Raw genomic sequence first — 20,390 nt, 5'->3', positions numbered from 1 at the left:
ATGTGATGGCCCAGAACGAGCATCCTGTTGCGGACACTGCCGAATCGCACGACGAATCGGAAGCGCCCGCCGCCGCGGCGTCACCCGAGAAGAAGCGTCGCATCCGGCTGATCCTGCTGATCGTCGCGCTGGTCGTGGTGATCGGCGGCGTGCTGTGGTTCGTCCGCTACCAGAGCGTCGGCAAGTTCATGCAGAATACCGACGATGCCTATGTGCAGGCCGATGCGGTGACCGTCTCGCCCAAGGTGTCGGGCTATGTCGACCAGGTCTTCGTCGCGGACAATCAGCAGGTCAAGGCGGGCACCCCCCTCGTCCGCATCGATTCGCGTGACTATCGCGCGCAGGCGGCGCAGGTCACCGCACAGATCGACGTGGCCCGCGCCAATGCCGAAGGCGTCCGCGCGCAGATTCGCGAGCAGCAGGCGGCGATCGACAAGGCCCGGTCCGACCTTGCCGCCGCGCGCAGCGATGCCGCCTTCGCGCATAGCGAGGTGCGCCGCTACCAGCCGCTCGCCGCGTCGGGAGCGGAAACGCGCGAGAAGCTGTCGACCTTGCAGAACCAGGCGCGGCAGGCGGATGCGCAGGTCGCCGCCGCCAATGCCGCGCTGGTCAGCGCGACGCGTCGGGTCGGCACGCTCCAGGCGCAGGTCCAGCAGGCGCAGGCACAGGGTGAGGCCAGCCGCGCCCAGCTTGCCGCGGCGCAGGTCAATCTCGGCGCCACCATCCTGCGCGCCAGCATCGACGGCCGGGTCGGCGACAAGACGGTGCGCGTCGGCCAGTATACGCAGGCGGGCACGCGGCTGATGTCGATCGTCCCCGTCCAGCAATTGTATGTCGAGGCCAATTTCAAGGAAACGCAGCTCGGCCTGATGCGCGTCGGCCAGCCGGTGACACTGGAGGTCGATGCCCTGCCCGGTGTCGAGATCCACGGCCGCGTCGAAAGCGTCTCGCCCGGCACCGGCGCGCAATTCTCGTTGCTGCCGCCGCAGAATGCGACCGGCAATTTCACCAAGATCGTTCAGCGCGTGCCGGTGCGCATCGCGCTCGACGCGGGGCCGGAGACGCGCAAGCTGCTGGTGCCCGGCATGTCGGTCGACGTCACGGTCGACACCCGCTCGGCGAAGGGCAGCGTCCAGCGCATCCGCGACGAGCAGGACCAGCATAACGAGCGGCGCGGGAAATGAGCGCCGCCGTCCCGGCTGAAACGGCGGCGGCATCGCCGCCCGAGCGCGCCGATCTCGCCGCGTGGCTGGCCGTCGCGGCGGGCAGTCTCGGCGCGCTGATGGCGACGCTCGATATCTCGATCGTCAACTCGGCGCTGCCGGTCATCCAGGGCGAAATCGGCGCGAGCGGCACCGAGGGAACGTGGATCGCCACCTCCTATCTGGTCGCCGAGATCATCATCATTCCGCTCTCCGCATGGCTGGAGCGCGTGCTCGGCCTGCGCACCTTCCTGCTGATCGCCTCGGTGCTGTTCACCGCCTTCTCGGTGGTCTGCGGCCTGTCGACGACGCTGACGATGATGATCATCGGCCGCGCCGGGCAAGGCATCACCGGCGGCGCGCTGATCCCGACGGCGATGACGATCATCGCGACGCGGCTGCCGCGCAGCCAGCAACCGATTGGCACCGCGCTGTTTGGTGTCACCGCGATCCTCGGCCCGGTGCTGGGGCCGCTGATCGGCGGCTATCTGACCGAGAACGTCAGCTGGCATTACGCCTTCTTTCTCAACATCCCGGTCGGTGCGGTGCTGCTCGTGCTGCTGCTCGTCGGCCTGCCCTATCAGAAGCCACACCTCACCGAATTGCTCAAGGCGGACTGGCTCGGCATCGCCGGCCTCGCTCTGGGACTCGGCGGACTGACCGTCGTGCTCGAAGAGGGGCAGCGCGAGCAATGGTTCCAGTCCGCCCTGATCCTCAAGCTCACCGCGCTCACCATCGTCGGGCTCGTCATGCTGATCGCCGGTCAATTCATCGCGAAGAAGCCGGTGGTCAAGCTCCGGCTGCTGCTCGACCGCCAGTTCGGCAGCGTGGCGACGATGGGCCTCGTGCTCGGCATGGTGCTGTACGGCAGCAGCTACGTCATCCCGCAGTTCCTCGCCGCCATCTCCGATTACAATGCGTTGCAATCGGGCAAGGTCGTGCTGCTCAGCGGCATTCCCAGTCTGTTGATGATGCCGCTGGTGCCGCTGCTGATCCGCCATCTCGACATTCGCGTCGCGGTCGCGTCGGGGCTGCTGCTGATGGCGTTGAGCTGCCATCTCGATACCACGCTGACCGCGGCATCGGTCGGCAGCGCCTTCACCGACTCGCAATTGCTGCGTGGCGTCGGCACGATCCTCGGCTTCGTCTTCCTCAACCAGGCGGCGATCGCCTCGGTCAAGCCGGAGGAAGCGGGCGATGCCGCCGGATTGTTCAGCGCCGCGCGCAACATCGGCGGGTCCTTCGCGCTCGCCGGGATCGCGACCCTGCAGGATCAGCGCAGCTATCTGCACAGCCGTCGCATCGACGAGGTGCTCAACGCCAATTCGGTGGCGTTGCAGGATTATCTCGCCGCGACGGCGCGTTCGCTCGGCAGCACGGCGACCGCGATCCGCTCACTTGGCGGCACGATCCAGCGCGAGGCGCTGGTGATGACCTATAACGATCTGTTCTGGCTCTTGTCGGTCGGCATCTGCTGCGTGGTGCCGCTCGTCCTGTTCCTCCGCCCGCTGCCGCAAGGCAAAGCCGTGGCGATGCATTGAGGCGATGATGCAATTCTCCCGCACCCCCATCCTGCTGCTGCCCGCGCTGGCGCTCGCCGCCTGCACGGTCGGGCCGAACTACGCCGGCCCGCCCAAGACCTTGTCCGACGCCAATGGCGCTCCCCGCTTCGTGCGTGGTGGCGCGCAGGTCAGCCCTGCCGCACCGACGGTCGCGGCCTGGTGGACCCAGCTCCACGACCCGTTGCTCGACACGCTCGAGGCGCAGGCGCTCGCCGCCAATCCCAATATCGCGGTCGCCACCGCGCGGCTGCGGCAGGCGCGGGCGTCGCTGCGGCTGGAGCGTGCCAATCAGGCGCCGAGCGCCAACGCCTCCGCCACCTATCTCCATGCCCGCATTCCGGGCTTCGACTTCGGCGGCGGCAGCAGCGACGGCAGCGCGAGCGCGGTCGACGTCTATAATCTCGGCTTCGACGCGAGCTGGGAGGTCGACCTGTTCGGCGGTCGCCGCCGGTCGGTGGAAGCCGCGCGCGCGCAGTCCGAGGCGGCCGAGGCCAATGTCGCCGACGCGCAGGTCAGCCTGACCGCCGACGTCGCGCAGGCCTATGTCAGCTTGCGCGACGTGCAACGCCGGATCACCCTGTCGCGCGACAATGCGCGCATGCAGCAGCAGATGCTCACGCTGACCGAGCAGCGCTTCGCACAAGGTGCGGCGTCGGACCTCGATGTCGAGCGGCTGCGGGGGCAGGTCGAGACGACCAATGGCCAGATCGTCCCGTTGCAGGCGGAGGCGGAGCGCTACCTCAACGCCATTGCGGTGCTCACCGGCCGCGAGCCCGGTGCGCTCGATGCAACGCTCACGCCGGGAGGCGCGGTGCCGCTGCCGCCCGCGGCGGTGGCGATCGGCGATCCCGCCGCGCTGTTGCAGCGTCGCCCCGACATTCGCGCCGCCGAGCGCCAGCTGGCGCAGCGTACCGCGCAGGTCGGCGTTGCCGATGCCGCGCGCTTCCCGCGTCTGACGCTGCTCGGCCTGATCGGGCTGGGTGGCACGCGGCTGTCCGATATCAGTCCCGACAAGCTCGTCGGCATCGGTGCGCCGATGCTGCAATGGAATTTCCTCGACTTCGGTCGCAACCGCGCGCGGATCCATCAGGCGGAAGGACAACGCGACGAGGCGGAGGCGCAATATCGCGGGGCGGTGCTGGTCGCGCTGCGTGATGCCGAGGATGCCTTGTCCCGCTTCGGCCATCGCCGCGACACCGTCGCCAGCCTGATGCGCAGCAAGGCGAGCGCCGACCGCGCCGCCGACCTGATGCAGCAGCGCTTCCGTGCCGGCACTGCGACGCTGATCGACACGCTCGACGCCGAACGTCAGCGCGTTGCCGCCGAGCAGAACCTGTCCGCGGGAGTCGCCAGTTTGACCGGCGACTATATCGCGTTGCAGAAAGCATTGGGGCTAGGCTGGGGAGAGGCGCCGCCCGCCGCCTGATCCGATATACAAAATATTGATTTTACGGCTTCATTCTGGAATGAACAGGCTATGCGCCGCGTCCGCTGCGCCGGGAATTCATCGATGAGCATCGTCGTCCGGACATTGTCCGACCAGGTATTTGAAATCGTGCGCGAGCGGATCGTCGACGGATCGATTCGCGCCGAAGCGCCGATCCGGCAGGACGCCCTTGCCGCCGAACTCGGGGTCAGCAAGATTCCGCTGCGCGAGGCATTGGTCCGCCTCGAACATGAGGGGCTGATCCACAGCCAGGCGAACCGCGGCTATGCCGTGCGGGCCTTGTCGGCCGAACAGGCGGATGAGATCTACGCGCTGCGCCTCGCGATCGAACCGCGCGCCGCTGCGATCGGTGCGGCGGTAGCCAGCGAGGCGGATCGGCGCCACGCCCGCGAGGCGCTCGACGCACTCGAAGAGGCGCGCGGCGCGGCGGCGACCGAGATAGCGGTCCGCCACCGTCGCTTCCACGTCGCTCTGGTCCGGCCGGGCGACCGGATGCTGACGACGCAGCTGATCGAGCGGCTGGCGATGCTCGCCGAGCGTTATGTCATCGCCCATCTTGCCCCGGAGGGCCGGTTCGCCCGCGCCGATCGCGAGCATCGTGAGTTGCTCAACGCCTGGCTGGATGGTGACGGCGATGCGGTCGAACAGGGAATGATCCGCCATCTCGACCTGACCCGCGCCGATCTGGACGCCGAGCTCCAGCATCTGCGCATTCGCTGAGCGCGTTCCGCTTGCTGTAAGAAAGGGATCGCTGCGGCGATCCCGGCGGATCGATCCGCCCTGCCCGCGCTTGGCGGGAAATTGGTCGGGGCGACAGGATTCGAACCTGCGACCCCCACACCCCCAGTGTGATGCGCTACCAGGCTGCGCTACGCCCCGACCGAGGGACCGTTGCCATGCGGCGACCGATCCCGGAGCGGGGCCTGTAGGCGGGTCCGGCGGGGGATGCAAGCGGCCTTTGTCAAAGCCGCGCCGTGGCGTGCCGTTGCAGCGGCGCAACATTGCGCCACGAGGGAACCGATGCTAGCGCGCAGATCATCTTGCGCGGGGAATGTCTTCCGCCGATCAGCCATGCACGGATACGATGTTTATCTCTCCAGCTTACGCCCAGACCGCCGGCAGCGCCGCTGAGCCCGGCGGCCTCGCCTCGCTCATCAGCTTCGCGCCGTTGCTGCTCATCTTCATCGTCTTCTATTTCCTGATGATCCGGCCGCAGCAGACGCGGATGAAGGCGCTGCAACAGGCGGTCGCCGCGGTGAAGAAGGGTGACAGCGTCGTCACCGCGGGCGGCATCGTCGGCCGCGTCACCAAGGTCGAGGACAATTTCGTCGAAGTCGAGATCGCGCCGAACACCCGCATCCGCGTCGTCAAGTCGACGCTCGCCGAGGTGACCGGGCTCAACACCAAGCCGGCGAACGACTGATGCTCGACTTTCCGCGCTGGAAGGTGGCGACGATTTGGGCGGTGCTGGCGCTGCTCTGCGCGCTGTCGATTCCGACGTTCCTGCCCGAATCCGTCACCAGCAACTGGCCGATCCACCCGCGTGTCAACAAGGGGCTCGATCTCGCCGGCGGCAGCTATCTGATGCTCGAGGCGGATACGCAGGATCTCGCCAATACGCGGATCGAGGCGCTGCGCGAGCAGATCCAGGGCACGATGCGCAACGGTACGCCGCGGATCGAGATCGGTGACATTTCGACGCGCAACAACCAGATCAGCTTCCTGCTCCGCGACCCCAGTCAGGTCGATGCGGCGCGCGAGCGGCTGCTTGGCATCACCGGCGGTGGCGCCGGCATGACCGGGCAGCGCGAATGGGACATCCAGGTCGTCGATTCGAGCCGCTTCGTGCTCTCGCCGACGCAGGCCGGCCTGCAACAGGCGATCAAGGTCGCGATGGAGGATGCCACCGACGTCGTGCGGCGTCGTATCGACGAACTCGGCACGCGCGAGCCGACCATCGTCCGCCAGGGCGACAATCGCATCCTCGTGCAGGTGCCCGGCCTGCAGAACCCGCAGGCGCTCAAGGACCTGCTCGGCAAGACCGCCAAGCTCGAATTCAAGCTGGTCGACACCAACGCCAATCCCGCCGACACCGCGCGCGGCGTCGCCCCGATCGGCAGTCAGATCCTGCCCTCGGTGACTCCCGGCCTGCCGCCGACGGTGGTCAAGCGTTCGGTGATCATCTCCGGCGATCAGCTCGCCGACGCCCGCCAGGCGTTCGATCAGCAGACTAACGCACCAAACATCCAGATCACGTTCAACGCCACCGGCGGCAACCGCTTCGCGCGGGTGACGCAGGCGAACGTCGGCAAGCCCTTCGCAATCATCATCGACAACAAGGTGGTCTCGGCGCCTCGTATCGAAACTGCGATTCTCGGCGGTTCGGCGGTGATCAGTGGAAGCTTTACCACCGACAGCGCCAATCAGCTGGCGATCGCGCTGCGGTCGGGCAAGCTGGCGATCAACCTCAAGGTGATCGAGGAATCGACCGTCGGTCCCGACCTCGGTGCCGATTCGATCCGCTCGGGCATCATGGCCTGCGCCGTCGCCGTCGCGCTGGTCGTCGCCTTCATGTTCGTGACCTACGGCCGCTTCGGCCTCTATGCGAACATCGCCGTGATCATCAACGTCTTCGTCATCCTCGGCGTGCTGGCGATGCTCAAGGGCACGCTGACGCTGCCGGGAATCGCGGGCTTCGTGCTGACGATCGGCACCGCGGTCGACGCCAACGTGCTGATCAACGAGCGAATCCGCGAGGAACGCCGACGCGGGCGCTCCGTCGTCCAGGCGGTCGAACTCGGCTATAAGGAAGCGAGCCGGACGATCTTCGAAGCGAACATGACGCACGCCATTTCCGGCTTCATCATGTTCGCGCTCGGCTCCGGCCCGGTCAAGGGTTTCGCGGTCGTGCTGCTGATCGGCATCGCCACCTCGGTCTTCACCGCCGTCACCTTCACGCGCATGCTCGTCGCGCAGTGGATCCGGCGCGAGAAGCCCAAGACGATCAACATCTGAGGCGAAAGGCCAAGACATGCGCCTCCTGAAAATCGTTCCCGACAACACCAACATCGACTTCGTCCGGCTGCGCGGCTGGGCGTTCGGACTGACGCTGCTGCTCAGCGTGATTGCGGTGGGACTCACCGGCCTACGCGGTCTCAACCTGGGCGTCGACTTCGTCGGCGGTCTGATGATCGAGGAGAAGTTCCCGACCGCGCCGGACCAGGACAAGGTCCGCACCGTCATCGACCGGCTCGGCGTCGGCGAGGCGGCCTTGCAGCAGTTCGGTGACCCCAAGACGCTGACCATCCGCCTCCCGGTGCAGAACGGCGCCGACGAGGGCGCAACCAACGCCGTCGTGAAGAAGGTCGAGGGCGCACTCGCGCAGGCCTTCCCCGGCGCGACGTTCAGCCGCTATTCGACCGTGTCGGGCAAGGTCTCGGGCGAGCTGATCCAGCATGGCATCCTCGCCGTCGTGCTGGCGGTGCTCGGCATCGGCCTGTTCGCGATCGTACGGTTCGAATGGCAGTTCGGCGTTTCGACGATCGTCGCGATCGTCCACGATCTGCTGATGACGGTCGGCTTCTTCGCGCTGTCGCGGTTCGAATTCGATCTCAACATCATCGCCGCGGTGCTGACGATCATCGGCTATTCGATCAACGACAAGATCGTGATCGACGACCGCATCCGCGAGAACATGCGCCGCTATCGCAAGATGGACATGCGCGAGATCATCAACCTGTCGGTCAACGAGACACTGCCGCGGACGGTGATGACCTCGGTGACGATCCTGCTCGCGCTGGTCGCGATGCTGCTGCTCGGCGGCCATGTGCTGCGCGGCTTCACCGCCGCGATGATCCTCGGCATCATCGTCGGCACCTATTCGTCGATCTACGTGTCGTCGTCGCTGCTCATCACGCTCGGCCTGCGCGCCGATCCCAATGCCGGGGGCAAGCCGCAGCGTGGCGCGATCGATCAGGCGGAGCGCGTCGCCCCGCGCGAGCGCTAGGCGATGCGGATGCAAGCCGATCCCCAGTCCGGCGGGCCGATCGTTCGCGGCTTCGTCGGCAGCGGCTTCCGTCTCGACGAGGAGCGGGTCGTGGCTGCGTTGTTGATGACGCACGAGACGGCGACGGAATGGTCACCGCCGCCGATCGCCTCGCTCGACATGGCGTCGCTCGCGATATTGGTCGACGCGCAGCCGGAGTTCATCTTGATCGGCACCGGCGCGACGTTGGTGCGGCCGCCGGTGACCCTGGTCAATGCGCTGGAGGCGCAGGGGATCGGTGTCGAGGCGATGGATAGCCGCGCCGCGGCGCGTGCCTGGGGTGTGCTGCGCGGCGAAGGTCGGGTGATCGGCGCGGCGCTCTACCCGCTCGACGCCTGACGCGCGCGGATCGCTCGACGCGGTCCTTGATCAACAAGCGCGCGGAGATGGGCGACAAGCGCGGCACTATTCGCCTCCCAGGTGAAACCGGCCGCGGCTGCCCGTACCGCTTCGGGCGCAGGCGGGTCGGCGAGCAAGGCTTCGATCGCCGTTGCAAAGGCGGCAGGGCTGCGCGCGACGATTCGACCGGCACTCCGGGTGGTGACGACCTCGCGTGCGCCGCCAGCATCGCTGATCACGATCGGTGTGCCGCAGGCGAGTGCCTCAAGCCAGGCATTCGCCAGTCCCTCGGACGCCGAGGCGAGCGCCATCACATCCGCCGCCGCGCAGATTGCCGGCAGATCGGCATGCGGCACGCTGCCGAGCAGATGCAGCCGCTCGCGCATCCCCAATTCGCTCGCGAGCGCCAGCAGTCCGGCCCGCTCACTCCCCTCGCCGGCAATCGCCAGCGCGACGCCGGGTAGCGCCGCCACGGCACGCAGCACGATGTCATGCCCCTTGCGCGGGATCAGTGCGCCGAGCGACAGCACCAGCGGCCCGTCCACGCTCAGGGTCGCCTTGACGCTGCGGCGATCCGCCACCGGCACGAAGCGGTCGAGGTCGACGCCCGTGTGATGGACGCGGATATGATCCTCCGGCATGCCGAGCGCCACCATATCGGCGCGCATTGCCGCGCTGACCGCGAGCAGACCGTCTGCCGCCTGCGCCGCGGCGAGAACCTGCCCCCCGGTCGCCCCCGCCGTCCCCCAATGATGGATATCCGCGCCGCGCGCCTTGATCGACACCGGGATGCCGTAGCGCGCGCCGAGCGCCACCGCTGCCGGACCATCCGGGAAGAAGAAGGAAGCGTCGATGACGTCGAAGGGAAAGTCGGCGCGAATCGCATCGAGCAGCGGGATCAACGCGCGGATGAGATGCCGCGCATGCCACCGTCCACGGACTCCGGGCACCGACAGGAAGCGCGGCCGGTAGACATCGAGCCCGCGCCACAGTTCGCGGCGTGGCAGCGTGAGCTTGTCGCGGTGGTGGATCAGCGCGAGCGGCCCCGGCGGCAGCCCGATCGGCGCGACCACGCGGACCGACACATCCGCCGTCGCCGCCAGACCGGCGGTCTGCCGCTCCACGAACACGCCGAAATTGGGTCGCGTCGCGTCCGGGAACAGGGTCGAGAGCGTCAGCACGCGGAGCATCGTCCGCGTGCTACGCCTTACGCGTTAAGACTTTACGCCTGAGACGCATTCAGATCCGCTGCGTGCCCGGATAGGCGAACAGCAGGTCGGCGTCGGCGCTCGTCGTCACCGTCTCGCGGCCGGTGACGGTCAGGCATTCGCCGGCCTTGAACGCGACACCGCCGACCTCGCCGGTTCCGGTGATCGGCACCAGCCAGGCCGTCCGCCCTTCCGGCAGAACAACCGCATGCTCCCCCGCCGACCAGCGTTCGAGCACGAACTTCGGCCCCTCGACCAGGATCTTCCGCCCCTCGCCCGCCGCGCCCGGCGAGGTGATCGGCTGATAGGGCGTCAGGTGCGACACCGCGACGCCGTCCTCGAGGTGGAGTTCACGGTCGCTGCCGTAATCATAGAGGCGGTAGGTCGTCTCGCTGTTCTGCTGCACCTCGATCAGCGTCAGCCCGCCACCGATCGCATGGATCGTGCCCGACGGTGCGTAATAGAAGTCGCCCGCCTTGACCGGCACCCAGTCGAGATCGTCTTCGATGCTGCCGTCCTGCGCGTCGGCGCGCAGCGTCTCCGGCGTGATCGTCTGTTTGGGGCCGAGCGCGATCGTCGAATCAGGCCGCGCGGCGAGGATCGTCCAGCATTCGTCCTTGCCGCGCGGCAGGCCGCGGGCATGCGCCTGCTCGTCGTCCGGATGGACCTGCACCGACAATTTCTGGCCGGTGAACAGATATTTGATCAGCAGGTCGGGCGAGGTGTCGCCGGGCTCCTGAAACCAGATTTCGCCGATCGGTTTGCCGTCCGCCGGCGCATCTTCGAACCCGAAGCCCAGATCATGCCGACCCCACGGCTTTTCGACGCGATGGGTGTGGAGCAGGGTAGCAGGCATGCGGGTCCTTTCGTGATCGTATCAATGTGCCGCCAACGTGCGACGCGGGGGATTGTTCGCAACCGCGAGCTTGAGCTAAGAGCCTTAGCCGATGCGTATCCCCCAGTCCAAGGCGCTTGCCGCAGCGCTGATCGCCGTCGTCGCGCTTCCCGTTGCAGGCTGTGCCCGCAACCGTGCGAAGTCCGACCTGCCCTATGTCGCACGCGACGTCGGCACGCTTTATTCGACCGCCAAGAAACGGCTCGATCAAGGGCGTTACAAGGAGGCGGCGGTGCTGTTCGACGAGGTTGAGCGGCAGCATCCCTATTCGATCTGGGCCCGCCGCGCGCAGCTGATGAGCGCGTTCAGTTACTATCTCAACCGCGACTATACGCAGAGCATTCAGTCGGCGCAGCGCTTCCTGTCGGTCCATCCCGGCAACCGCGACGCGCCTTATGCCTATTATCTCGTCGCGCTGAGCTATTACGAACAGATTCGCGACGTCACCCGGGATCAGAAGATCACGCGACAGGCGCTCGACGCGCTCGGCGAGCTCGTCCGCCGCTATCCGAACACTCGCTACGCCTCCGATGCGCGGCTGAAGATCGACCTCGTCAACGATCACCTCGCCGGCAAGGAGATGGAGATCGGGCGCTTCTACGAGACGCGCGGCCAGTGGCTTGCGGCGACGCTGCGCTTCCGGACCGTCATCGACAAATACCAGACGACGACGCACACACCCGAGGCGCTGATGCGACTGACCGAAAGCTATCTCGCGGACGGCCTCCCCGAAGAGGCGCGCAAGGCGACCGCGGTGCTCGGCGCCAATTATCCGGGCAGCGACTGGTACGACCATGCCTATAAGCTGATGCAGAAGCATCCGGTCCAGGCAGTCGCGCCGATCCCGCCGGGGCAGCCGATCATCCCGGCAGGCACGCCGGGCGCCGCGCCGACGATGCCCGGACAATCCACCAAGGGTGGCGCCGCGCCAAGCGCGGCGGCGACCGGGCCGAGCCCCGTCGGGCCGGCAGGAAGCACCAGCGCGGGTCGTCCGACGAACTGAGCCGCTGGCCCCTTCCCCCGTCGGCTTGTGCGGGGACGGATCGGCACGCGGTGCACATCCTGTCTGCGCACGCTGACTGGGTCACCGCCGCTGCGAAAATAGAGAACATTTAAGGATCAACATTGCCGCCGACGCGCGCTATATCGCCGTCACAATGTTGACTGCGCTGTCCATTCGCGATGTGGTGCTGATCGAGGCGCTCGACCTGGAATTCGGGGCGGGGCTCGACGTGCTGACCGGGGAAACCGGTGCCGGCAAGTCGATCCTGCTCGACGCACTCGGCCTTGCACTCGGCGGTCGCGGGGAAACTGGCCTGGTGCGCCACGGCGCGACTCAGGCGGTGGTGACCGCCACGTTCGATCCGCCGACCGGTGCGCTCGCGGCGGTGCTGGAGAACAACGGCGTCGATATCGAACCGGGCGAGCCCCTGCTCGTCCGCCGCATCGTCAAGGCGGACGGCGGCAGCCGCGGCTTCGTGAACAACCAGCCGGCCGCCGCGGCGCTGCTGCGCGAGATGGCGCCAATGCTGGTCGAGATCCACGGCCAGCATGACGACCGCGGCCTGCTCAACCCGCGCGGCCATCGTGCGTTGCTCGATGCCTTCGGCCGCGTCGATCCCGGCGACACCGCACGTGCCTGGGCGACATTGCGAGCCGCCGAGACCGAGCTCGCCGCCGCGCGTGCCGAGATCGAGACCGCCGCGCGTGATCGCGAATGGCTCGAACATGCGGTCGGCGAGCTTGCCGCGCTGGCCGCCGAGCCGGGGGAAGAGGAAGCGCTCGCCGACAAGCGTCGCGGCATGCAGCGTGCCGAGAAGATCGCCGACGATCTCGCCGCGATCGAAGACTATCTCGAAGGATCGAACGGCGGCCTCGCGCAATTGCGGCAGGCGGCGCGCGTGCTCGAACGGATCGCCGGCGATCATGATGCGCTCGGCGAAGCCCTTGCGGCGATCGATCGTGCGGTGATCGAAGCGGGGGTCGCGGAGGAGCAGCTCGCCGAGGCGCGCCGCGATCTCGCGTTCGATCCGCGGGCGCTCGAAGAAGATGAGGCGAGATTGTTCGAGCTGCGCGGCATGGCGCGCAAGCATCGCGTCCAGCCCGACGATCTTGCCGCGCTGACGGAGGAGTTGCGGAGCAAGCTCGAACGGCTCGAGGCCGGCGAAGGCGGGATCGCGCGGCTGGAAGCGAACGTCGCCGCGGCGCAGGTGAAATATGACGCCGCGGCCGATCTGCTGTCGGAAGGCCGCCGTGCGGCCGCCGAACGGCTCGACGTGGCGGTGGCGGGCGAGCTTGCGCCTCTCAAGCTCGATGCGGCCCGCTTCCGGACCGTCGTCATACCCTACGCCAAGGACGGCTGGTCGTCGCACGGCAAGGATCGCGTCGAGTTCGAAATCTCGACCAATCCTGGAGCGCCCTTCGCCCCACTCGCCAAGATAGCCTCGGGCGGCGAGCTGTCGCGCTTCATCCTCGCGCTCAAGGTCGCGCTCGCCGAAGAGGGTGGCGCGGCGACGATGATCTTCGACGAGATCGATCGCGGCGTCGGCGGCGCGGTGGCGAGCGCGATCGGCGAGCGGCTCGCACGGCTTGCCGAACATACCCAGCTGCTGGTCGTGACCCACTCGCCGCAGGTGGCGGCGCGCGGTGCCGAGCATCTGCTGATCGCCAAGAGCCATGACGGCACCGTCACCCGAACCGGCGTCCGCGTCCTCAGCGAGGCGGAGCGGCGCGAGGAGATCGCCCGCATGCTGTCCGGCGCCACCGTCACCGACGAGGCGCGGGCTCAGGCGGAGCGGCTGCTCGAAACCGCCTGAGCCGAGCCTGCTCAGATCGCGCCCGTCCCGCCATTGGCGCCGAAGGCGCTGCCGGTGGTGAAGCTGTTGCCGCCGTCGGCGAGTGCAACGTAGAGGCCGGCGAGTTCTGCGGGTTGTCCGGCACGGCCGAGCGGCGTGTCCTGCCCGAATTCATGCATCTTGCCGGGCAATTGCCCGCCCGCAACCTGCAAGGGCGTCCAGATCGGCCCCGGCGCGACCATGTTGACGCGGATACCCTGTTTGCCGAGCTGCTTGGCGAGCGCTTTGGTGAAGATCAGGATCGCCCCCTTGGTCGAGGCATAGTCGAGCAATTCCACTTCCGGCGCGACCGAATTGACCGAGCCGGTGTTGATGATCGCTGCGCCGGGCTTCATCAATGGGATCGCCGCCTTGCACAGGTGGAACATCGCATAGACGTTGGTCTTCATCGTCCGGTCGAATTGTTCGGTGGTGATCTCGAATATCGACTCCTTCGACTGCTGATACGCGGCATTGTTGACCAGGATGTCGAGCCCGCCGAGTTCGCGATTGGCACGGGCGACGAGGTTCCGGCAGAAGGCCTCGTCGGTCAGGTCCCCGGGGATCAGCACCACCTTGCGCCCCTCGGCGCGCAGCAGCCGGGCGACGTCCTGCGCGTCGGGCTCCTCGGTCGGGAAATAGTTGATCGCGACATCCGCGCCTTCCCGCGCGAAGGCGATCACCGCGGCGCGGCCGATCCCCGAATCGCCGCCGGTGACCAGCGCCTTGCGCCCGGCCAGCCGGCCGGAGCCGCGATAGCTCGCTTCACCGCAATCGGGCACCGGTTTCATGTCGCGCTGCAACGCCGGCCATTTCTGCTTCTGCTCGGGAAAGGGCTCCGCAGGATATTTGGTGCGCGGATCGCCGGCCGGTGCGGCGCCGGCTTGCGCGAATGCCGGTGTGGCAACGGCCGCGGCGCCGGCGACGGCAGCGCCTTTGAAGATGTCGCGGCGACTGGTTTGATCGGTCATGGCACAACTCCCGAAAGGGTGAAGGCCAATCGCCCGCCACGCCGATTGGTTCACCGAGGCCGATCCGAAATGCGAGGTTTATCCGCGTCCGTCCGCCACTTGATCCAAGGACGCCGAAGTGCGCTTGCCGGATCGGGGGCGCTTCCCCTACCCATCCGCGATGACCGACCTGCCCCAGACCGCGCCCGAGGCCGCAGCCGAGCTCGCCACGCTCGCCGCCGAGATCGCCTATCACAACCAGCGCTATCACACCGACGATGCGCCCGAGATCAGCGACGCCGCTTATGATGCGCTGGTCCGTCGCAACGCCGCGATCGAAGCCGCCTTCCCCGATCTCGTCCGCGCCGATTCGCCCAATCGCCAGATCGGCGCCGCCCCCGCCGCGCATCTCGCCAAGGCGCCGCACGCCCGGCCGATGACCAGCCTCGACAATGCCTTCGCGCCCGCCGACGTCGAGGAGTTCATCGCCCGCATCCGTCGATTCCTGCGGCTCGGCGACGTTGAGCCGGTGCTTCTCACCGCCGAACCCAAGATCGATGGCCTATCCTGCTCGCTTCGTTATGTCGACCGGATGCTCGTCCAGGCGCTGACCCGGGGCGATGGCCGGATCGGCGAGGACGTCACCGCCAACGTGCGCCATATCGCGGACATCCCGCAACGGCTGCCCGACGATGCGCCGGCTGTCTTCGAGGTGCGGGGCGAGGTCTATATGGCCAAGAACGATTTCACCGCGCTCAACCGCCGTCTGCTCGACGAGGCGGAGGATCCGGCAAAGGCCCGCCAGTTCGCCAATCCCCGCAATGCCGCTGCCGGTTCGCTGCGCCAGAAGGATGCCGAGGTGACCGCGACACGACCGCTGCGCTTCTTCGCCTGGGGCTGGGGGGAGGTGACGGAGCTGCCGGAGACGACGCAATCGGCGATGATGCAGCATATCCGGCGCTGGGGGTTCCGCGTCGCCGACGACGACCTCATGGTCCCGCTTTCCCCCAATATCGCAGAGGCTGGTGATGGCGAGGCGGTGCTCCAAACCTATGCCGGTATCGAGGCCCAGCGCGCGGATCTGCCGTTCGATATCGACGGCGTCGTCTACAAGCTCGACAGGCTCGACTGGCAGGAGCGGCTCGGCGTCGTCGGCCGCGTACCGCGCTGGGCGATCGCGCACAAATTCCCCGCCGAACAGGCGCAGACGACGCTGGAGCGGATCGATATCCAGGTCGGCCGCACCGGTGCGCTCACCCCGGTGGCGAGGCTCGCGCCGGTGACCGTCGGGGGCGTCGTCGTCACTAACGCGACCCTGCACAATGCCGACGAGATCGACCGGCTCGGCGTGCGCGAAGGCGACCGCGTCGTCCTGCAGCGCGCCGGCGACGTCATCCCGCAGATCGTCCGCAACCTCACCCCCGATGTCGAGCGGTCCGCCTGGCCCTTCCCGCGCTGCTGCCCCGAATGCGGCTCGGCGGTCGAGCGCGAGGAAGGCGAGGTCGTCTATCGATGCACCGGCGGCCTGATCTGCCCGGCGCAGCGGGTCGAGCGACTGATCCACTTCGTCTCACGCCATGCGTTCGACATAACCGGCCTCGGCGCGACGTTGATCGAGGCGTTCTTTACCGACGGGCTGATCCAATCACCTGCCGACATCTTCCGCCTGACCGAGGAACAGCTCGCCGCGCGCAAGAAGGACGGCAAGGTGTGGGCCGCGAACCTCGTCGCGGCGATCGCGGCACGGCGCGAGATCCCGCTCGACCGATTCCTGTTCGCGCTCGGCATCCGTCATGTCGGCGAAATCACCGCGCGCGACCTCGCGCGCCGCTACCGTTCGATCCATGCCCTGGGCGCGATGCTGCGCCACGCGGTCTTCCTCCATCATCGGCTCGAGCCGGTGGTCGGCGAAACCGAACGCAAGTTCGTGCTGCGCCGCGACCGCCTTCTGGTCGCGGCGATCGAGACGCCCGGCATCGGCCCGGAAGTCGCCGGCGCCCTGATCGGCTTCTGCGCGGAAAAGCACAATCGCGACGTCGTCTACGATTTGTTGCGCGAGGTCCGCCCCACCGACATCATCTGGGAGACGCGCGCGTCCGAAGTCAGCGGCAAGACCGTGGTGTTCACCGGCAAACTCGAGACGCTGTCGCGCGACGAGGCCAAGGCACAGGCGGAAGCGCTTGGTGCGCGCGTCTCGGGATCAGTGTCGGCGAAGACCGATCTCGTCGTCGCCGGCGCCGATGCCGGATCGAAGCTCAAGAAGGCGGCCGACCTTGGCGTGACGGTGATCAGCGAGGCGCAGTGGGTTGAGATTGTGCAGGCCTCAGGCTGACATAAAGCAGTCCCCGCGTGTCTTTTTTGCAACGCGCGATCAATCACTTCACCGCGATGTGTCTGGTGACTCGCATATGTCACGTAACAGAAATATTGCGCGTGCAGGGGCGCGGCAACGGCGAACGATAGAGCCGCGATTCGAGCAGGGCTCCAAGGGGACATTGATATGCGAAACAACCTTTTCCTGGGTGTGGCTGCGGTTGCGCTGATCGCACCCGCCGCCGCGTCGGCGCAGGAGACGACCTCGGTCATTCGTGGCACCGTTACGAACGCTGGCACTCCGGTTGCCGGGGCGACCGTGACGGCGACCGATGTCAACTCGGGCACCAAGTCGCAGACGAGCACCGACGCGACCGGTTCGTTCTCGCTCCCTGGTCTGCGGGTCGGTGGCCCCTACACGGTCGAGGTCGCAAGCGACGCCGGCAGCAAGACCGTCACCGACATTTACACCGTTCTCCAGCAGGATTTCACCCTGCCCGTCGAACTCGGCGCGACCGCTGACGCCCCTGCGGACGCAGGTGGCGAGATCGTCGTGACGGCACGTTCGATCCGCGGCGCTGGTGTCGCATCGAACGGTCCGGCGACGGTGCTGACGCAGGCGGACGTTCGTAAGGTCGCGTCGGTCAATCGCGATATCCGTGACATCCAGCGGCGCGACCCCTTCGCGACGCTCGATCTGTCGAATGGTTCGCGCACCGGCGGCGCGGTTTCCTTTGCCGGCGTCAATCCCCGCTTCAATCGCTTTACGATCAACGGTGTCCAAGTCGGCGATCAGTTCGGTCTCAATCAAGACGCTTCGCCGACCGGCCGCGGTCCGATTCCCTATGATGCAATCGGTCAGGTTTCGGTTTCGATCGCGCCCTATGATTTTCGACAGGGTAACTTCCAGGGCGGCGTGATCGACGCCGTGCTGCTGTCGGGTACCAACGATTTCCACGGCACCGGCTTCTATTCGCAGAACACGGATGGCCTGTCGGGTAGCCGGCTGGGATCGAACACGTACGTCATCCCGAAGTTTAAGTCCGAGACCTATGGCGCGACGCTGCGCGGTCCACTGATCAAGGACAAGCTGTTCTTCATGGTGTCGGCCGAGCGCAACACCGATCCGCGTCCGTTCGATACGCTGCTATCGCAAATCCCGAACCTGACGCAGTCGCAGATCGACAATGTCTCCACGATCTCTAACCAGACGTATAACTATAATCCAGGCGGTGTGCTTGGCATCAATGCGCGTAAGGACGAGAAGATCGTCGGCCGCATCGACGCCAATATTACGACCGGCCAGCGGCTGAGCCTTTCGTATATCAATGCCTACGATTCGCAGGGCAGCCAGAATAACACCAGCGTCAGCACGACCTCGCCGAGCTACGGCCTGTCGTCCAATGCCTATACGCTGACCGAGCTGCTCCGCGCCGGCATCGTCCAGTTGAATTCGGACTGGACCGACAAGCTGTCGACGGAAATTCGCGGCCTGTATCGTTACTATACGCGTGGTCAGAACCCGCTGCTCGGCAATAACTTTGCCCAGTTCCGCGTGTGTAACGATCCGACCAGCCTCGCCAGCCTGACGCAATGCTCGCAAGGCGCGACCGGCACGCTTGGCACGCCGACGCTCGCCTTCGGACCGGATAATTCGCGTCAGACCAACGAACTGTTCACCGACACCTGGGGTGGTTCGTTCTTGCTGCGCTACCGCAATGCCGGCCACGACCTTAAGTTCCTCGCGGAAATGAACGAGAACCGGACGTTCAACAACTTCCTTCAGAACAGTGCCGGCAACTATTATTTCGACTCGCTCGCTAATTTCCAAAATCGGCAGGCTGATCAGCTCGTCTACGCCGTACCGCTCAACGGTGCCGCCAACGGCGCGTCGGCAAACTTCCACTACGATCAGTGGAACTTCGGTATCCAGGACGACTGGCGTATCACCGACAAGCTGCGCGTCAGCTACGGATTCCGCTGGGACGTGTTCGGAGAAGCGGACGCCCCGACCTACAATCAGTTCTTCCAGGCGCGTTACGGCTACCCCAATACCAAGACCTACAAGGGCCTGGCGCTGTTCCAGCCGCGCATCAGCTTCAACTATGACGTGACCGACAAGCTCCGCATCCGCGGCGGTGGCGGCATCTTCGGTGGCGGATCGCCGGACATCTATCTGTCCAACAGCTTCTCGAACACGATCCTTGCCAACACGCTGACGATCAACCGCACCGCCGCCGCCGTGGCGGGTGGAACGGCGACCTGCTCGGGCTTCACTGGCGCGACGGGCGCCCAGCTGACCGCCTTGTGCAATGCCGCGCTCAACAACGTCACCGGGCAGATCCCGTCGGCAGTGCGCGACTTTGCGCTCGGCGCCAACGGCAGCGCACAGCTGACGACCACCGCTGCCCTCGCGCCCAACTTCCGCCTGCCGTCGTCGTGGAAGGCGACGCTGTCGGCAGACTATAAGCTGTTCGGCTTCAACGTCGGTGCGGACTATTATTTCTCGAAGGTTCGTGACGGCGTCGTCTTCACCGACATCCGATCGGCAGTGATCGGCGTGCTGCCGGACGGACGTCCGCGCTACAACGCCCGGACGATCGGCACCGTGATCAACGGCACGCGCGTGTCGAGCGACAATAACTACGACATCCTGCTGACCAACACCGATCGCGGTCACAGCCATGTCGGCGTCATCCGCTTCGACAAGCAGTTCGACTGGGGCCTGTCGCTCGGCGGCAGCTATACCCGGCAGATCGTCAAGGACGTGGCAGCGGCCACTTCGTCGACGATCCTGTCGAATTATGGCAACCAGCCGGTCAACGATCCCAACTATCCGGCTTACGGTACCTCGAACGATCAGATCAAATTCTCGTTCAAGTACAACGTCGGCTACGATCATGCGTTCTTCGGCGACTATCGTACGATCGTGCAGTTGTTTGGCGAAACCCGAGCTGGACGTGCGTTCAGCTACACGATGCAGAACGCCGGCAGCACCCGCTCGCCTGTGTTCGGCACGCTGTCGAACACCGATCGCTACCTGCTGTACGTGCCGACGAGCACGTCCGACCCGATCGTCAGCTATGACTCGACGGCGACGCAAAACGCGCTTGACAGCTTGATCAACAACTCTGCGCTGAAGGACTATCGCGGCAAGATCGCGGGCAAGAACATCGGCCGCAGCCGCGTCAACACGCGGATCGATCTCCATCTTGAGCAGGAGATTCCGACCTTCCTCGGCGAATCGCGTTTCTCGATCTTCGCGGACATCAGCAACCTGCCGAACTTGATCAATCATAACTGGGCGGGCCTGCGTCAGCTCGGCTTCCCTCAGACTGCGGCAACTGTTCAGGTGCAATGCCTGACGGTCGCTACGCCGACGGGGACGACGCCGGGCGCCGGGGTTGTGAACACCGCCCCGACGCAAACGTGTGCGCAGTATCGCTACTCGACGTACGCGCCGCCTCAGACTGCGACGGTGGTCAACAACTCGCTCTATGCGATCCGTCTCGGCGCGCGCTTCACCTTCTGATCGCGCCAAGACCTTAGAGCTACCTCAAGGCCGCCGCTCCCCACCGGGAGCGGCGGCCTTCTG

Annotated in this window: 15 protein-coding genes and 1 tRNA gene; 12 read left to right on the top strand and 4 right to left on the bottom strand. The window is 66.5% G+C overall.

All coding sequences use genetic code 11. From position 1 onward, the window contains the following. Window positions 1-5: 5 nt before the first annotated feature. The 4 genes from PBN85_RS09325 to PBN85_RS09310 all read left to right on the top strand — a co-directional run bounded on the left by PBN85_RS09325 (window position 6) and on the right by PBN85_RS09310 (window position 4,931). Window positions 6-1,184 (top strand): HlyD family secretion protein, encoded by a 1,179-nt coding sequence (locus tag PBN85_RS09325; protein ID WP_271298772.1) that lies wholly within the window; start codon window positions 6-8, stop codon window positions 1,182-1,184. After that, the gene (locus tag PBN85_RS09320) at window positions 1,181-2,743 is read left to right on the top strand and encodes an MDR family MFS transporter (RefSeq protein WP_037536532.1); all 1,563 of its coding nucleotides are present in this window, start codon (window positions 1,181-1,183) and stop codon (window positions 2,741-2,743) included. The genes PBN85_RS09325 and PBN85_RS09320 overlap by 4 nt, the downstream gene beginning before the upstream one ends. A 7-nt stretch (window positions 2,744-2,750) precedes the next feature. Continuing rightward, window positions 2,751-4,190: an efflux transporter outer membrane subunit gene (locus tag PBN85_RS09315; protein ID WP_271300870.1), complete on the top strand. Its 1,440-nt coding sequence runs from the start codon at window positions 2,751-2,753 to the stop codon at window positions 4,188-4,190. A gap of 84 nt (window positions 4,191-4,274) precedes the next feature. Further along, a complete protein-coding gene (locus PBN85_RS09310) occupies window positions 4,275-4,931 on the top strand; it encodes a GntR family transcriptional regulator (RefSeq protein WP_271298771.1) in 657 nt (218 codons plus the stop codon). 82 nt (window positions 4,932-5,013) lie between these two features. Here PBN85_RS09310 and PBN85_RS09305 read toward each other — a convergent pair. After that, a tRNA-Pro gene (locus PBN85_RS09305) sits at window positions 5,014-5,090 on the bottom strand. 205 nt (window positions 5,091-5,295) lie between these two features. On the opposite strand from PBN85_RS09305, the gene yajC reads away from it, so the two are divergent. From yajC to PBN85_RS09285, 4 genes are read left to right on the top strand one after another with little or no spacing between them, the layout of a single operon-like run. Continuing rightward, window positions 5,296-5,634, top strand: a complete 339-nt coding sequence (gene yajC / locus PBN85_RS09300) for a preprotein translocase subunit YajC (protein ID WP_037536538.1) — start codon at window positions 5,296-5,298, stop codon at window positions 5,632-5,634. Then, window positions 5,634-7,226 (top strand): protein translocase subunit SecD, encoded by a 1,593-nt coding sequence (gene secD / locus PBN85_RS09295; protein ID WP_271298770.1) that lies wholly within the window; start codon window positions 5,634-5,636, stop codon window positions 7,224-7,226. Before yajC ends, secD begins: the two co-directional genes overlap by 1 nt. Window positions 7,227-7,242: 16 nt before the next feature. Further along, window positions 7,243-8,217, top strand: coding sequence for a protein translocase subunit SecF (gene secF / locus PBN85_RS09290; protein WP_037536541.1), 975 nt, complete (start codon window positions 7,243-7,245; stop codon window positions 8,215-8,217). 9 nt (window positions 8,218-8,226) lie between these two features. Continuing rightward, window positions 8,227-8,595 carry an MTH938/NDUFAF3 family protein gene (locus PBN85_RS09285; protein ID WP_271298769.1) on the top strand — a complete coding sequence of 123 codons (369 nt, stop codon included), beginning with the start codon at window positions 8,227-8,229 and terminating at the stop codon, window positions 8,593-8,595. Here the strand turns inward: PBN85_RS09285 and PBN85_RS09280 are convergent. Together PBN85_RS09280 and PBN85_RS09275 are read right to left on the bottom strand one after the other, a co-directional pair. Beyond that, window positions 8,577-9,785, bottom strand: a complete 1,209-nt coding sequence (locus PBN85_RS09280) for a glycosyltransferase (RefSeq protein WP_271298768.1) — start codon at window positions 9,783-9,785, stop codon at window positions 8,577-8,579. The genes PBN85_RS09285 and PBN85_RS09280 overlap by 19 nt on opposite strands. Window positions 9,786-9,834: 49 nt before the next feature. Further along, a complete protein-coding gene (locus PBN85_RS09275; RefSeq protein WP_271298767.1) occupies window positions 9,835-10,659 on the bottom strand; it encodes a class I mannose-6-phosphate isomerase in 825 nt (274 codons plus the stop codon). A gap of 91 nt (window positions 10,660-10,750) precedes the next feature. Here PBN85_RS09275 and PBN85_RS09270 point away from each other — a divergent pair, with 91 nt between their 5' ends. Then, window positions 10,751-11,701 (top strand): outer membrane protein assembly factor BamD, encoded by a 951-nt coding sequence (locus PBN85_RS09270; RefSeq protein WP_037536547.1) that lies wholly within the window; start codon window positions 10,751-10,753, stop codon window positions 11,699-11,701. A gap of 154 nt (window positions 11,702-11,855) precedes the next feature. Further along, the gene (recN, locus tag PBN85_RS09265) at window positions 11,856-13,514 is read left to right on the top strand and encodes a DNA repair protein RecN (RefSeq protein ID WP_271298766.1); all 1,659 of its coding nucleotides are present in this window, start codon (window positions 11,856-11,858) and stop codon (window positions 13,512-13,514) included. 11 nt (window positions 13,515-13,525) lie between these two features. Here the strand turns inward: recN and PBN85_RS09260 are convergent, their stop codons facing one another. After that, window positions 13,526-14,503, bottom strand: coding sequence for an SDR family oxidoreductase (locus tag PBN85_RS09260; RefSeq protein WP_271298765.1), 978 nt, complete (start codon window positions 14,501-14,503; stop codon window positions 13,526-13,528). Between the two features lie 160 nt (window positions 14,504-14,663). Here PBN85_RS09260 and ligA point away from each other — a divergent pair, with 160 nt between their 5' ends. Both ligA and PBN85_RS09250 read left to right on the top strand, forming a co-directional pair. Continuing rightward, a complete protein-coding gene (ligA, locus tag PBN85_RS09255; protein WP_271298764.1) occupies window positions 14,664-16,814 on the top strand; it encodes an NAD-dependent DNA ligase LigA in 2,151 nt (716 codons plus the stop codon). A gap of 168 nt (window positions 16,815-16,982) precedes the next feature. After that, window positions 16,983-20,327 carry a TonB-dependent receptor gene (locus tag PBN85_RS09250; RefSeq protein WP_271298763.1) on the top strand — a complete coding sequence of 1,115 codons (3,345 nt, stop codon included), beginning with the start codon at window positions 16,983-16,985 and terminating at the stop codon, window positions 20,325-20,327. Window positions 20,328-20,390: the final 63 nt, after the last annotated feature.

It is taken from the genome of Sphingomonas sp. CV7422, assembly GCF_027945725.1.
GTDB lineage: Bacteria > Pseudomonadota > Alphaproteobacteria > Sphingomonadales > Sphingomonadaceae > Sphingomonas > Sphingomonas kyungheensis.
This window is presented reverse-complemented; position numbering and strand designations above follow the sequence as displayed.

Bases quoted from the DNA above. Each gene is read 5' to 3' on its own strand.
- PBN85_RS09325 (WP_271298772.1), top strand. From the start codon at position 6: ATGGCCCAGAACGAGCATCCTGTTGCGGACACTGCCGAATCGCACGAC.
- PBN85_RS09320 (WP_037536532.1), top strand. From the start codon at position 1,181: ATGAGCGCCGCCGTCCCGGCTGAAACGGCGGCGGCATCGCCGCCCGAG.
- PBN85_RS09315 (WP_271300870.1), top strand. From the start codon at position 2,751: ATGCAATTCTCCCGCACCCCCATCCTGCTGCTGCCCGCGCTGGCGCTC.
- PBN85_RS09310 (WP_271298771.1), top strand. From the start codon at position 4,275: ATGAGCATCGTCGTCCGGACATTGTCCGACCAGGTATTTGAAATCGTG.
- yajC (WP_037536538.1), top strand. From the start codon at position 5,296: ATGTTTATCTCTCCAGCTTACGCCCAGACCGCCGGCAGCGCCGCTGAG.
- secD (WP_271298770.1), top strand. From the start codon at position 5,634: ATGCTCGACTTTCCGCGCTGGAAGGTGGCGACGATTTGGGCGGTGCTG.
- secF (WP_037536541.1), top strand. From the start codon at position 7,243: ATGCGCCTCCTGAAAATCGTTCCCGACAACACCAACATCGACTTCGTC.
- PBN85_RS09285 (WP_271298769.1), top strand. From the start codon at position 8,227: ATGCAAGCCGATCCCCAGTCCGGCGGGCCGATCGTTCGCGGCTTCGTC.
- PBN85_RS09280 (WP_271298768.1), bottom strand. From the start codon at position 9,785: ATGCTCCGCGTGCTGACGCTCTCGACCCTGTTCCCGGACGCGACGCGA.
- PBN85_RS09275 (WP_271298767.1), bottom strand. From the start codon at position 10,659: ATGCCTGCTACCCTGCTCCACACCCATCGCGTCGAAAAGCCGTGGGGT.
- PBN85_RS09270 (WP_037536547.1), top strand. From the start codon at position 10,751: ATGCGTATCCCCCAGTCCAAGGCGCTTGCCGCAGCGCTGATCGCCGTC.
- recN (WP_271298766.1), top strand. From the start codon at position 11,856: ATGTTGACTGCGCTGTCCATTCGCGATGTGGTGCTGATCGAGGCGCTC.
- PBN85_RS09260 (WP_271298765.1), bottom strand. From the start codon at position 14,503: ATGACCGATCAAACCAGTCGCCGCGACATCTTCAAAGGCGCTGCCGTC.
- ligA (WP_271298764.1), top strand. From the start codon at position 14,664: ATGACCGACCTGCCCCAGACCGCGCCCGAGGCCGCAGCCGAGCTCGCC.
- PBN85_RS09250 (WP_271298763.1), top strand. From the start codon at position 16,983: ATGCGAAACAACCTTTTCCTGGGTGTGGCTGCGGTTGCGCTGATCGCA.